Here is a 14,123-nt window from a genome sequence, read left to right as displayed (position 1 = left end):
GACGATGTGTGGATTGGCAGGACTGTTGCTGGCAACACCGCGCATGCACGGCGAGCAGCTGGAGGCATTGGTGCGGCCGATGGGCGGCGCCTTGCGCCACCGTGGCCCAGACGATGCCGGTACCTGGTGCGATGCGCAGGCCGGCGTTGCGCTGGCCCACCAGCGCCTGAGCATCCTGGATCTCTCTCCGCTCGGCCATCAGCCGATGCGCTCGGCCGACAGCCGCTACGTGCTGGCCTACAACGGCGAGATCTACAACTTCGCGCAGTTGCGCGCGGCGCTGGCGGCGCTCGGGCACCGCTTCCGCGGGCATTCGGATACCGAAGTGCTGCTGGCCGCAGTGGTGGAGTGGGGCCTGGACGACACCCTGGCGCGCTGCAACGGCATGTTCGCGCTGGCGCTGTGGGACGAACGCGACCATTGCCTGTCGTTGGCCCGTGACCGCGTGGGCAAGAAGCCGCTGTACTACGGCTGGGCCGGTGACACGCTGGTGTTCGGCTCCGAGCTCAAGGCGCTGTGGCAGCACCCGGATTTCGACAACGGCGTGGACCGCGATGCGCTCACCCTGCTGTTGCGGCTGGGCTATATCCCGGCGCCGGCCTGCATCCACGAGCGTACCTTCAAGCTGATGCCCGGGCGGGTGCTGCGGCTGGACGCCCAAGCGGTGGCCGCCGGCGCCGCCGCACACCGGCCCGACCAGGCCCAGCAACCGTTCTGGAATGCCCGCGAGGCCATGCAGCGTGCGCTGGCCGCGCCATTCACCGGCACCGATGCCCAGGCCGAAGAGCAGCTGGATAGTCTGCTGCGCGATGCAGTGGCGTTGCGCATGGTGGCCGACGTGCCGGTGGGCGTGTTCCTGTCTGGCGGCACCGATTCGTCGATCGTCACCGCGATGATGCAGGCGCAGAGCGACCAGCCGGTGCACACCTTCAGCATCGGCTTTGAGGGCTCGCACCACGACGAAGCGCCGCTGGCGCGCGAAGTGGCCACGCACCTGCACACCGATCACACCGAGCTGTATGTCAGCGGCGCCGATGCGCTGGCGGTGGTGCCGACCTTGCCGGACATGTTCGACGAACCGTTCGCCGACGCCTCGCAGGTGCCCACCGCGCTGGTGGCGCGGCTGGCGCGCGGTGGCGTCACCGTGGCGCTATCCGGCGATGGCGGCGACGAGCTGTTCTTCGGGTATGGGCGCTACCAGCGCGCGCTGCGTAACTGGCGCATGCACGGGCTGGTGCCGGCGCCGCTGCGGCGCCTGATGGCGGTGGCAGCGCGCAAGAGCGGCGAAGCCTCGCGCACCGGCGGGCTGGCGGCACTGGTGGCCGAGGCGGGCGCACGCGGCATCGGCGACATCTACCGCAACCGCATCTCACGCTGGCGCGACCCGGCCGCGGTGGTGCTGGGCGCGACCGAGCCAGACAGTTTTTACAGCCTGGCCGATCCGCTGCATGGCTCGGGCACGCCGGCCGACGCGATGATGCTGGCCGACTTCGCTGCGTATCTGCCGGACGATCTGCTGTGCAAGGTCGACCGCACCACCATGGCGGTGGGGCTGGAGGCGCGCGCGCCGCTGCTGGATTGGCGCGTGGCCGAGTTCGCCTGGTCGTTGCCGCTCTCACTCAAGTACCGCGATGGGGTCAGCAAGTACCTGCTCAAGCGCGTGCTGTGCCGCTATCTGCCCGAGCCGATGGTCTACCGCGGCAAGCGTGGCTTCGGTGCGCCGGTGAGTGCGTGGCTGCGCGGCGACCTGCATGGCTGGGCCGACGATCTGCTGGCACACGGCACGCTGCAGCGCGAAGGCGTGTTCGCCGCCGATACCGTGGCCGGGCTGTGGCGCGACTTCAATGGCGGCGAGCGCAAGTGGCACACCCACCTGTGGACGGTGCTGATGTTCCAGGCCTGGCAGGACCACTGGCGCGCGCAGCGGGCTGCCATCGTCCGGTCGTAGCGCGGGCGGCGCTTCACCGGGTGTGCGCGCCACGCTGCCTACAGTGGGGCGCTGGTTCCCACGGAGCGTTCCCCATGAGCAAGTACACCATTGCGGTATTGGTCGGCAGCCTGCGCGCGCAGTCCTACAACCGCCAGCTGGCCCAGGCGCTGGCGCAGCTGGCCGGCGACAAGGCCACGTTCGAGTTCCTGGAGATCGGCGACCTGCCGCTGTACAACCAGGACCGCGACAGCGATTACCCGGCCGAAGGCACCCGCCTCAAGCAGCAATTACGCGCGGCCGATGCGGTGCTGTTCGTGACCCCGGAATACAACCGCTCGATCCCCGGCGTGCTCAAGAACGCCATCGACACCGCCTCGCGGCCATATGGCGACAGCGCCTTCGCCGGCAAGCCGGCCGCCATCGCGGGGATCTCGGTCGGCGCGATCGGCACCGCGCTGGCGCAGCAGCATCTACGTGGCGTGCTGGCCTACCTGGACATGCACGTGCTCGGCCAGCCGGAGATCTATCTGCAATACAAGGATGGCTTGTTCGGCGCCGACGGCCAGATTGCCGATGCCGACAGCCGCAAGTTCCTGCAGGGATTTGTCGACAGCTTCCTGGCCTGGATCGCACACCACACACGCTGAGCGCGCGGGCCGGGCCGGCATGCCCGCAGGCTAGACGGGGGCAGGGCATCGCGGGCAGTGAGACCGCACCGGCGTAGGCTGTGGTGCACTGGCTATGCACCAGTTATCCACAGAGTTGTGCATGGTCCTCGCCGCCGGCGATGACTATGCTTCCTGCCCCCGTCTCCCTCGCGTCAGGCTGTCCGTCCATGTCCGCTCGTCCCGGCTTCCGTTCCAACCGCAATCGCGACCGCGATCTGGATGACTACGATCGTCCCGAGCCGCGTCTGGACCAGCTGCGGGTTCCACCCCATTCGGTGGAAGCCGAGCAGGCGGTGCTGGGCGGCCTGATGCTGGCGCCGGATGCGTTCGACAAGGTCAACGATCAGCTCACCGAGAACGACTTCTACCGGCGCGACCATCGTCTGATCTACCGCGCCATCCGCGAGCTCTCCGAGAAGGATCGCCCGTTCGATGCGGTCACGCTGGGCGAGTGGTTCGAGTCGCAGGGCAAGCTGGAGCAGGTGGGCGATGGCGCCTATCTGATCGAGCTGGCGAGCACCACGCCGTCGGCGGCCAACATCGCCGCCTACGCGGAAATCGTGCGCGACAAGGCGGTGTTGCGGCAGCTGATCGAAGTGGGCACCAACATCGTCAACGATGGCTTCCAGCCAGAAGGCCGCGAGAGCGTCGAGCTGCTGGCATCGGCGGAAAAAGCAGTGTTCAAGATCGCCGAAGCCGGCGCGCGTGGGCGCACAGACTTCGTGGCGATGCCGGGCGCCTTGAAGGACGCGTTCGAAGAGCTGCGCAACCGCTTCGAAAACGGCGGCAACATCACCGGCCTGCCGACCGGGTACACCGATTTCGATGCGATGACCGCCGGCCTGCAGCCGACCGATCTGATCATCCTGGCCGCGCGTCCGGCGATGGGTAAGACCACGCTGGCGTTGAACATTGCCGAATACGCCGCGATCAAGTCCAAGAAAGGCGTGGCGGTGTTTTCGATGGAAATGTCGGCGTCGCAGCTGGCGATGCGCTTGATTTCCTCCAACGGCCGCATCAATGCTCAACGCCTGCGCACCGGTGCGCTGGAAGACGAGGATTGGGCGCGCGTCACCGGCGCGATCAAGATGCTGAAAGAAACCAAGATCTTCATCGACGACACGCCCGGCGTGTCGCCGGAAGTGCTGCGTTCCAAGTGCCGCCGGCTCAAGCGCGAACACGACCTGGGCCTGATCGTCATCGACTACCTGCAGCTGATGTCGGTGCCGGGCAACAGCGAAAACCGCGCGACCGAAATCTCCGAGATTTCGCGTGGGCTCAAGGGCCTGGCCAAGGAACTCAACGTGCCGGTGATTGCGTTGTCGCAGCTCAATCGCTCGCTGGAAACGCGGACCGACAAGCGCCCGGTAATGGCCGATTTGCGCGAATCCGGCGCAATCGAGCAGGACGCGGACATGATCGTGTTCATCTACCGCGACGACTACTACAACAAGGAAAACTCGCCCGACAAGGGCCTGGCCGAGATCATCATCGGCAAGCACCGTGGCGGCCCGACCGGCTCGTGCAAGCTCAAGTTCTTTGGCGAATACACGCGCTTTGACAATCTGGCGCACGATTCGGTGGGTAGCTTCGAGTAAGCCGCTGGTCATCTGCGGCGGCTCTACCAAGCGGGAGCAGTGGTCGATTGGGAATGTGGGCCGCACGAGCGCCCGGCACCGCATGTGTCAGCAGCGATGCCTGGGCGCCATGCGCGCGGAGCTGCACCAGCGCGCGTAAGGCTGGCAGGGCATGACGCGCAGCGATCGCTGTCGCACATCGCGGCACCGACGGTGCGCCAGCGAACGCTTCGCACAGACTCCGCGGCTGGCATCGCGCCATCGTTGCGGCCGCTGGCTTATGCTGCGCGGCCTCACCTGCCGCTGCCGAGTCTGCATGTCTTACGCCATCGTCTGGTTCCGTCGCGACCTGCGTCTGGAGGACAACCCCGCCTTGCGCGCCGCGCTCGATGCCGGGCACGACCCGATTCCGCTTTACATCGATGCACCGCACGAAGAAGGCCAATGGGCGCCGGGCGCGGCATCGCGTGCGTGGCGGCATCGCAGTCTTGCCGCACTGGATGCCTCCTTGCGTGCGCGCGGCAGCGCCTTGCTGATTCGTCAGGGCGACAGCGCGCAGGTGCTGGACGCGGTGATCGCGCAGACCGAGGCGGTGGCGGTGTACTGGAACCGCAAATACGAGCCGGCCACCCAGCCACGCGATGCGCAGATCAAGCGCAGCCTGCGTGAGCGTGGGCTGGAGGTGCAAAGCTGCAACGCCGCGCTGTTATTCGAACCGTGGACCCTGGCCACCCAGCAGGGCGGGCCGTACAAGGTGTTTACGCCGTTCTGGCGAAATGCACTCACTCAGCTGCGCTTGCCCGATGCCATGCCCGCGCCGCGCAGCCTGCCGCCGTTGCCCGCGTCGCTGGACGGTGTGCACGTCGATGCGCTGAACCTGGTGCCCGCGCCGGCATGGGATCAGGGTTTCTGGGAACACTGGCAGCCGGGCGAAGCCGGTGCGCACGAGATGCTGGAGATCTTTGTCGACGGCGCGCTGTCGGGTTACCGCGAAAACCGCGACCGTCCCGACCGCGTTGGCACCTCGCAGTTGTCGCCGCATCTGCATTTTGGCGAGATCGCGCCCTGGCGCATTGCCAGCACCTTGGAGGCGCAGCGCAGCGCGCGCAATGGCGCGGACATCGACGGCTATATCCGCCAGTTGGGATGGCGCGATTTTGCGTACCACCTGCTGCATCACTTCCCGGACACCACCACGCAAAACCTCAACCCGCGCTTTGCCGGCTTCGACTGGGCCACGGTGGATCCGGTCACGCTGGACGCATGGCAGCGCGGGCGCACCGGCATCCCGATCGTCGATGCGGGGCTGCGGCAGCTGTGGCATACCGGCTGGATGCACAACCGCGTGCGCATGATCGTGGCGAGCCTGTTGTGCAAGCATCTGCGCGTGCATTGGCTGGAGGGCGCGCGCTGGTTCTGGGACACCTTGGTGGATGCGGACCTGGCCAACAACACGATGGGCTGGCAGTGGGTGGCCGGCACTGGCGCCGATGCCGCGCCGTATTTCCGCGTGTTCAATCCGGTGACGCAGGCCGAGAAATTCGACCCGCAAGCCACCTACATCACGCGCTGGATTCCCGAGCTGGCGGCATTGCCGGTGAAAGAGCGCTTTGCACCGTGGCTGCATCCGTTATCGCTGGCGCGGCTGGCACCGACCTATCCGCGCGCGCCGATCATCGGCCTGGCCGAAGGGCGCGATGCCGCGTTGGCGGCCTACGCAGGCACGCGCGGCTAAGCGAAAACGTTTTCCTGAATGAACCGCTAGCCGAACGTTGGCGGCGGGCGATTTCATCATGTGCCAGTCGCGTTGCGCTGTTTATCCTCGCGGCACGATTCAGCGCCGGATGGTCCGGCCAAAGGAGAACACCATGTCCCCAGCAGCCAGCAAGAGCCTTGCCGTGGCCTTGGCCAGCGCCATCGCGCTGTCCGCCTGCGCCACCGGCGGCTCGTACGTGCAGCGCGACCAGTACGGCGACCAGACCCAACAACAGAACCGCACCGGCCGCAATGCGCTGATCGGTACCGCGATCGGCGTGGCCGCCGGCCTGCTCACCGGCGATAGCGCCACCGAACGCCGCCAGCACGCGATGATCGGTGCCGGTATCGGCGCATTGAGCGGTGCGGCCGTTGGCCAGTACCAGGACCGTCAGGAACGCGCGTTGCGCGAGCGCACCGCCAACACCGGCATCGACGTGCAGCGCCAGGGCGACAACATCACCTTGAACCTGCCCGACGGCATTACCTTCGACTTCGGCAAGGCTGCGTTGAAGCCGCAGTTCTACACCGCGCTCAACGGCGTGGCCTCGACACTGCGTGAGTACAACCAGACCATGGTGGAAGTGGTGGGGCATACCGATAGCGTCGGCAGTGACGCGGTGAACCAGCGCCTGTCCGAAGAGCGCGCCAATGCGGTGGCCCAGTACCTGACCGCCCAGGGCGTGCAGCGCGAACGCATGGAAACCATGGGCGCCGGCAAGCGCTATCCGATCGCCGACAACAGCACCGACGCCGGCCGCGCACAGAACCGCCGCGTCGAAATCCGCCTGATCCCGCTACGCCAGGAAGGCGCCGCCAGCACTACCGGCATGCGCTGAGTTTGATGGTGTCATGTGACGTGTAACTGGCGTCACCGGATGCATAAAAAAGGCCGCGAAAGCGGCCTTTTTTTTGAGTTACAGACGGCCTGAAGTAAGAGCAAGGTCCAGATCACTGGTTACGCATCGCGTCAGCTCTTACTGCGAACCAGATGCAAAAAGCCCGAGGCGGCTATCGGTACAACGAAATAGATGGCAGGGCCGGGCTGTTCCGCTTTTGCTCCTGCTTCACCCAGTCGCCTTAAAGCAAGCCGAGCACCGCAGCCACGCGTGGCCGAAGAGGCGCCCTTGTCTGAGCGCAGCGAGTTTGGGCGCCGTGCCGCGCGTGGCGAGGAGCGCAGGGCACCGGTGCGGCTTCACCGCACCGGATTGCGTCGGCGACAGCGGTTTTGGTTCCTTTTGCCAAGACAAAAGGAACTCGCGCCGCAGACGCGAAAGCTCTGCGTTGAAGCTGGAATTGGAATGTCGGGATTAGGGATTCGCTTAAAGCGTCGCATCAACTTTCTTGCGCGAGCTAGACGCAAATCCGATTACGAATATCAGAACAACGAACCCACCTCACCCCCAACAGTCCCGCAGGCACCTTCCCCCAATGGGAGAAGGAGAACCCGCCGCGCTACGCGCCGAGACCGCACAAAACGCCCGTCACGCCGTAGCTTTCTCCAAAATGCGCTTACCCTCGGCGCGCAACTCGGCCTCCACTTCAACCTCCACCTCCGCATCCCCATTGGCGCGCTGTGCGGCCAGCCGTGCAGGGCACTGCGCCATCATGTAATCGGCGTCGAAGTTCAGGCGTGTCACCAGGAAATCCACGAACGCCCGCACCTTCGGCGACACCAACCGGCCACCGGCGAAGACCGCGTTGAAGTCCACTTCCGGCCCGGTCCAACCGGCCAGTACACGCCGCACCATGCCCGATTGCACGAACGGCTTGGCCATCACATCGCCGGTCAGCAACAAGCCTTCGCCGCACAGCACCGCACCATTGAGCGCGGCCGGGTCGTTGGCCACCATCAACGGATTGACCGGGAATTCGCGCACATCGCTGCCGTCGCTGAGCGACCAGAAGAAGCGGTTGTTGTGCACGTTGCGGTTCTTGCGCAGGGCGAGCGTGCGATGGAACTGCAACTCGTCCGGATGCAGCGGCTCGCCATAGCGTTCGATGTAAGACGGGCTGGCAAACACCTGCGTGCGCAGGCTGCCCAGCTTGCGCGCAACCAGGTTGGAATCGGGCAGGGCACCCACGCGCAGGGCCAGATCGGCTTCGCCGCCGATCAGGTCCAGCTTCTCGTTGCCCAGGTGCATGTCCAGCTGGATTTCCGGGTATTGCGCGTGGAATTCGCCCAGCAACGGCGCGATCCAGGTGATGCCCAGCGAGTACGGCACGGTGAAGCGCAACCAACCGCGCGGGCCCGATTGCAATTGGCCGACGGCACTTTCGGCTTCTTCCAGTTCACGGGCAATGCGCTGGCAGTGTTCGTGATAGACCGCGCCGGCTTCGGTCAGGCCGATGCGACGCGTGGTCCGGTGCAGCAGGCGGGCACCCAGCCGGGTTTCCAGTTCCTGCACCTTGCGGCTGACCGTGGTCTTGGGCAGGCCGAGCGAGTTGGCGGCAGCGATGAAACTGCCTTGTTCGACCACCTTGACGAAGATCAGGGTGTCGTTGAGATCGTGGGTCATGAGGGGTGCCTTCCGGAGTCTGGAGGGATTGGACCGCTTGCGGGACGATTATTCCCCTAAATCCGGACTAATCAAGTGCTGCTTTGAGGCCTAGCTTATGCGGCATCCCCTCCACGCAGGAGCGCCGCCATGTGGTTGCGCCAACTTCTCGGCTTGTCCCCCAGTCCCCGCGACGCCCTTGAGAGCGCGTTCGATCCAGTGCAGATGCCGGTAAAACGCCGGCATTCCAGCGTTTCGCGCGCCTTCGCTGCCTCGCCCAAGCGGCAGGCCGGCGGTGCGCCGGTGCGCCGCAGCGGGCTATCTGCACGTTGGGCCATGTGTGGGATTGTCCCGATTTCGGGAGTGAAAGTCCCGTGACTGGGATGGTCCAATCCGAGACGGTCGTCCTGGGTGGCGCGGGCAACGTCGGTGCCGGCATCGTTGCCGCGCTGCTCGAGGCGCAGCTGCCGGTGCTGGTGGTCGGCCGCGATGCTGCCAAGCTGGCCGCGTTGCGCGCCCGCCATGGCGACAGCCCCTTGCTGGAGACGGTGCAGGGCTCGGTGGCCGATGACGCCGCCGCGCAGGCACTGGCTGCCGAGCTGGCGCAACGTCCACGCCCGCTGGCGGCGGTGGTTGCGAGCCTGGGCAGCCCGCTCAAGGCCGGCCGCCTGCTGGACCGCCCGGTCAACGCCTTGCGCCGCCGGCTGGACCGCGACCTGCTTCCGCACCTGGCGGCCGCCCGGCATCTGATGCCGCTGCTGGCCGAGGCCGATGGCGGCGGCCGTTACCTGTTGCTCGGCAGCCCGTGTGCACTGCGCGCGTGGTCGGCGCACGGCGATATCTCCATCGCCGCGGCGGCCACCCGCATGCTGGCGCAGGTGCTGCACGAAGAAGCCAAGCCGTTGGGCGTGCGCGTGCACCTGCTGTCGGTCGAGCAGCCGGTGTGCACGCCCAGCCGTGCCAAGGAGGCCTGCCCGGAATGGATCCGGGCCGTGGACGTCGGCCGCGCCGCCGTCTCGTTGATCGCCGGGCCTGGCCAGCCCGGACACGCCATCGTGACCGTCAGCCGTCGCCCGCAGACCGCACCGTCGGCTGGCCGCCTGGCCGGTCTGCAGTTTCCCCTTCCCGCCCGAGAGATTTCCCCATGACCCCGAACGCCACCCCGTTCCGTTTTCCCTTGCGTACTGTATTGACGGGCGCTGTCCTCGCGGTCGTGTTGGCCGGTTGCGGCAGCAAGGCCGCCGAGACCGGCGCGCCGCCACCGCCAAGCGTCAGTGTCGCCCCGGTGCTGCTGAAAGAGATCAGCCAGTGGGATGAATTCAGCGGCCGCATCGAGCCGGTGGAAAGCGTGGAACTACGCCCGCGCGTGTCCGGCTATATCGACAAGGTCAATTACGCCGAAGGCACCGAAGTGAAGAAGGGCGATGTGCTCTTCAGCATCGACGACCGCAGCTACCGCGCCGAGTTTGCCCGCGCCAATGCCGCGCTGGTGCGTGCCCGCACCCAGGCCAGCCTGGCCCGCAGCGAAGCGACGCGTGCGCGCAAGCTGTCCGAGCAGCAGGCCATCTCCACCGAAACCTGGGAACAACGCCGCGCCGCGGCCGACCAGGCCGATGCCGAAGTGCTGGCCGCACAGGCCGCCGTGGACACCGCCAAGCTCAACATGGACTGGACACGCGTGCGTGCCCCGATCGACGGCCGCGCCGGGCGCGCGATGGTTACCGCCGGCAACCTGGTCACCGCCGGCGACAGCGCCAGCGTGCTGACCACGCTGGTGTCGCTGGACAAGGTGTTCGTGTACTTCGATGCCGATGAAGGCACCTTCCTGCGCTACTCGCAGATGAGCCGCAACGGCGAGCGTCCGGACGAACGTGGCGGCGAGTTGCCGGTGCGCATCGGCCTGGTCGGCGAGCAGGGCTTCCCGCACAGCGGGCGCGTGGATTTCCTCGACAACCAGGTCACCCGCAGCACCGGCACCATCCGCGTGCGTGCCGTGCTCGACAACGCCGATCGGCAGTTCACGCCCGGCCTGTATGCGCATGTGCAGTTGCTCGGCAGCGGCCAGTTCAAGGCCATGCTGGTCGATGAAAAGGCGGTGCTGACCGACCAGGACCGCAAGTACGTGTACGTGGTCGACAAGGATGGCAAGGCGCAGCGACGCGATGTGGAGCTTGGCCGCACTGCCGATGGTCTGCGCATCGTGCGCAAGGGGTTGGCGGCCGGCGACCGCGTGGTGGTCGATGGTGTGCAGAAGATTTTCATGCCCGGCATGCCGGTCGATGCCAAGGCCGTGGCGATGGTGCCCACCTCGGACAAGCGCACCGCATCCAAATAAGCCTCGTCGATCACACCTGGCAAGCAGTCGCGCCTGTCCGGCGGCTGCGCAGCCGGTTCGACCGCTGCACTGATTCATCGCTGCATCGCCCGCCCGTGACTACCGGCCTTTTCATCAGGCCGGTTCAGGGCGGGGCGTGTCGCGCCGCCACCCGGCGGCAACCTCTTTCAGGACCACCCCAATGGACTTTTCCCGTTTTTTCATCGACCGACCGATCTTTGCGGCGGTGCTGTCGATCATCATCTTCGCGGCTGGCTTGATCGCCATGCCGCTGCTGCCGATCAGCGAATACCCCGAAGTGGTACCGCCGAGCGTGCAGGTGCGTGCGGTGTATCCGGGCGCCAATCCCAAGGTCATCGCCGAGACCGTCGCCACGCCGCTTGAGGAAGCCATCAACGGCGTGGAAAACATGATGTACATGAAGTCGGTCGCCGGCTCCGATGGCGTGCTGGTGGTCACCGTGACCTTCAAGCCGGGCACCGATCCGGACCAGGCGCAGGTGCAGGTGCAGAACCGCGTCAGTCAGGCGCAGGCGCGTCTGCCCGAAGACGTGCGGCGCCAGGGTGTCACCACGCAGAAGCAGTCGCCGACGCTGACCATGGTCGTGCATCTGACCTCCCCCAAGGGCAAGTACGACTCGCTGTACCTGAGCAACTACGCCACCTTGAAGGTCAAGGACGAGCTGTCGCGCCTGCCGGGCGTGGGCCAGATCCAGATCTTCGGTGCCGGCGATTACGCCATGCGGATCTGGCTGGATCCGGACAAGGTCGCCGCGCGCGGGCTCACCGCCAGCGATGTAGTGGCCGCCATCCGCGAGCAGAACGTGCAGGTGTCCGCCGGCCAGCTCGGCGCCGAGCCGATGCCGAACAAGAGCGAGTTCCTGCTGTCGATCAATGCACAGGGCCGCCTGACCACCGAAGAAGAATTCGGCAACATCGTGATCCGCAGCGGTACCAGCGGCGAGATCGTGCGCCTGTCGGATGTGGCGCGGCTGGAACTGGGTGCCGGCAAGTACACGCTGCGCTCGCAACTGGACAGCAAGAGCGCGGTGGGCATGGGTGTCTTCCAGTCCCCGGGCGCCAATGCGATCGAGTTGTCCGATGCGGTGCGCGCCAAGATGGCGGAGCTGGAAAAACAGTTCCCGCAGGACATGGCCTGGTCGGCGGCCTACGACCCCACCATCTTCGTGCGCGATTCCATCAAGGCGGTGGTGAGCACCTTGCTGGAGGCGGTGCTGCTGGTGGTGCTGGTGGTGATCCTGTTCCTGCAGACCTGGCGTGCGTCGATCATTCCGTTGCTGGCGGTGCCGGTGTCGGTGGTGGGCACCTTCGCGGCGCTGTATGTGCTTGGATTTTCGATCAATACGCTGACCCTGTTCGGCCTGGTGCTGGCGATCGGCATCGTGGTCGACGATGCGATCGTGGTGGTGGAAAACGTCGAGCGCAACATCGAAGAAGGTTTGAGCCCGCTGGCTGCTGCGCATCAGGCGATGCGCGAAGTGTCCGGGCCCATCATCGCCATCGCGCTGGTGTTGTGCGCGGTGTTCGTGCCGATGGCGTTCCTGTCGGGCGTGACCGGCCAGTTCTACAAGCAGTTCGCGGTGACCATCGCCATCTCCACGGTGATCTCGGCGATCAACTCGCTGACCCTGTCGCCTGCACTGGCAGCCATGCTGCTCAAGGCCCATGACGCCCCGAAGGATGGTCCGACGCGGTTGATCGACCGGTTGTTCGGCTGGATTTTTCGTCCGTTCAACCGCTTCTTCAACACCAGCTCGCACAAGTATCAGGGTGCGGTTTCGCGCGCGCTGGGCAAGCGCGGTATGGTCTTCATGGTGTATCTGTTGCTGTTGGTCGGCACCGGGGTGATGTTCAAACTGGTGCCGGGCGGCTTCATTCCGACCCAGGACAAGTTGTACCTGATCGCCGGTGCCAAGCTGCCCGAAGGCGCATCGCTGGAGCGCACCAGCGAGGTGATCAGCCAGATCAGCGATATTGCGCTGCAGACCGAGGGCGTTGCGCACGCGGTGGCGTTTCCTGGCCTCAATCCACTGCAGTTCACCAATACGCCCAACACCGGCACCCTGTTCCTGACCCTCAAGCCCTTCAGCGAACGCAGCCGGACCGCAGCGCAGATCAATGCCGAGATCAACGCGCGCATCAGCCAGATCGAGAAGGGCTTCGCCTTCGCCTTCATGCCGCCGCCGATTCTTGGCTTGGGTCAAGGCTCCGGCTATTCGCTGTACATCCAGGATCGTGCCGGGCTCGGTTACGGGCAGTTGCAGACTGCGGTAACGGCGATGTCCGGTGCGATCTCGCAGACGCCGGGCATGCAGTTCCCGATCGGCACCTATCAGGCCAACGTGCCGCAGCTCGATGCAAAGGTCGATCGCGACAAGGCCAAGGCGCAGGGTGTGCCGCTGACCAATGTGTTCGACACGCTGCAGACCTATCTGGGGTCTGCGTACATCAACGACTTCAATCGCTTCGGTCGTACCTATCAGGTGATCGCCCAGGCCGATGGACAGTTCCGCGACAGCGTCGAAGACATCGCCAACCTGCGCACCCGCAACGATCGCGGGCAGATGGTGCCGATCGGCAGCATGGTCACGCTGGGCCAGACCTACGGCCCGGATCCGGTGATCCGCTACAACGGCTACCCGGCCGCCGATCTGATCGGTGAAGCGGACACGCGCGTGCTGTCGTCCGCCCAGGCGATGCAGACGCTGGCCGGCATGGCGCCGAAGGTGTTGCCCAACGGCATGAACATCGAGTGGACCGATCTGAGTTATCAGCAATCCATCCAGGGCAATTCGGCGTTGATCGTGTTCCCGATGGCGGTGTTGCTGGCGTTCCTGGTGCTGGCCGCGTTGTACGAAAGCTGGACCTTGCCGCTGGCGGTGATCCTGATCGTGCCGATGACCTTGCTGTCTGCCTTGTTCGGCGTATGGCTCACCGGTGGCGACAACAACGTGTTCGTGCAGGTGGGACTGGTGGTGTTGATGGGCCTGGCGTGCAAGAACGCGATCCTGATCGTGGAGTTTGCCCGCGAACTGGAGATGCACGGCAAGGGCATCGTCGAAGCCGCACTGGAAGCCTGCCGCCTGCGGCTGCGCCCGATCGTGATGACCTCCATCGCCTTCATCGCCGGCACCGTGCCGCTGGTGTTCGGCCATGGCGCTGGCGCAGAAGTGCGCTCGGTCACCGGCATCACCGTGTTCGCCGGCATGTTGGGCGTGACCCTGTTCGGCCTGTTCCTGACGCCGGTGTTCTACGTGGCCCTGCGCAAGTGGGTGACCCGTGGCGAACCCGCCGCACCGGCCGCCGTGGTACATGATCCGGTCAAGGCCTGATTCCTCTT

10 protein-coding genes are annotated in these 14,123 nt (G+C 65.9%); 9 read left to right on the top strand and 1 reads right to left on the bottom strand.

All coding sequences use genetic code 11. The annotated features are described in order from the left end of the window. The first annotated feature begins 4 nt into the window (after positions 1-4). The 5 genes from asnB (at position 5) to ACCQ09_RS14125 (ending at position 6,769) form a co-directional block, all read left to right on the top strand. Complete coding sequence (asnB, locus tag ACCQ09_RS14145; protein ID WP_011036622.1) at positions 5-1,948, top strand: asparagine synthase (glutamine-hydrolyzing); 1,944 nt, start codon at positions 5-7, stop codon at positions 1,946-1,948. Positions 1,949-2,022: 74 nt separating this feature from the next. Then, the gene (locus ACCQ09_RS14140; protein WP_011036623.1) at positions 2,023-2,577 is read left to right on the top strand and encodes an NADPH-dependent FMN reductase; all 555 of its coding nucleotides are present in this window, start codon (positions 2,023-2,025) and stop codon (positions 2,575-2,577) included. A 188-nt stretch (positions 2,578-2,765) separates the two neighbouring features. Beyond that, complete coding sequence (locus ACCQ09_RS14135; protein WP_228428007.1) at positions 2,766-4,196, top strand: replicative DNA helicase; 1,431 nt, start codon at positions 2,766-2,768, stop codon at positions 4,194-4,196. A gap of 295 nt (positions 4,197-4,491) precedes the next feature. After that, positions 4,492-5,910 (top strand): cryptochrome/photolyase family protein, encoded by a 1,419-nt coding sequence (locus ACCQ09_RS14130; RefSeq protein ID WP_040941527.1) that lies wholly within the window; start codon positions 4,492-4,494, stop codon positions 5,908-5,910. A 133-nt stretch (positions 5,911-6,043) separates the two neighbouring features. Further along, positions 6,044-6,769, top strand: coding sequence for a YiaD family glycine zipper/OmpA-like lipoprotein (locus ACCQ09_RS14125; protein ID WP_040941526.1), 726 nt, complete (start codon positions 6,044-6,046; stop codon positions 6,767-6,769). A 645-nt stretch (positions 6,770-7,414) separates the two neighbouring features. Here the strand turns inward: ACCQ09_RS14125 and ACCQ09_RS14120 are convergent. Continuing rightward, the gene (locus ACCQ09_RS14120; protein ID WP_011036627.1) at positions 7,415-8,449 is read right to left on the bottom strand and encodes an XC_2801 family transcriptional regulator; all 1,035 of its coding nucleotides are present in this window, start codon (positions 8,447-8,449) and stop codon (positions 7,415-7,417) included. Between the two features lie 129 nt (positions 8,450-8,578). Between ACCQ09_RS14120 and ACCQ09_RS14115 the strand changes: the two genes are divergently transcribed. The 4 genes from ACCQ09_RS14115 to ACCQ09_RS14100 all read left to right on the top strand — a co-directional run bounded on the left by ACCQ09_RS14115 (position 8,579) and on the right by ACCQ09_RS14100 (position 14,115). Then, positions 8,579-8,806: a hypothetical protein gene (locus ACCQ09_RS14115; RefSeq protein ID WP_080640127.1), complete on the top strand. Its 228-nt coding sequence runs from the start codon at positions 8,579-8,581 to the stop codon at positions 8,804-8,806. Next, entirely contained in the window at positions 8,803-9,576 is a 774-nt protein-coding gene (locus tag ACCQ09_RS14110) for an SDR family NAD(P)-dependent oxidoreductase (RefSeq protein WP_040941525.1), read from the top strand. The genes ACCQ09_RS14115 and ACCQ09_RS14110 overlap by 4 nt, the downstream gene beginning before the upstream one ends. Then, on the top strand, positions 9,573-10,763 hold the full coding sequence (locus tag ACCQ09_RS14105; RefSeq protein WP_011036629.1) for an efflux RND transporter periplasmic adaptor subunit: 1,191 nt from the start codon (positions 9,573-9,575) through the stop codon (positions 10,761-10,763). The genes ACCQ09_RS14110 and ACCQ09_RS14105 overlap by 4 nt, the downstream gene beginning before the upstream one ends. 181 nt (positions 10,764-10,944) lie before the next feature. After that, positions 10,945-14,115 carry an efflux RND transporter permease subunit gene (locus ACCQ09_RS14100; RefSeq protein WP_040941523.1) on the top strand — a complete coding sequence of 1,057 codons (3,171 nt, stop codon included), beginning with the start codon at positions 10,945-10,947 and terminating at the stop codon, positions 14,113-14,115. The last annotated feature ends 8 nt before the right edge of the window (positions 14,116-14,123 follow it).

This window comes from Xanthomonas sp. NCPPB 2586 (assembly GCF_041475775.2).
Lineage (GTDB): Bacteria > Pseudomonadota > Gammaproteobacteria > Xanthomonadales > Xanthomonadaceae > Xanthomonas > Xanthomonas campestris.
This window is presented reverse-complemented; position numbering and strand designations above follow the sequence as displayed.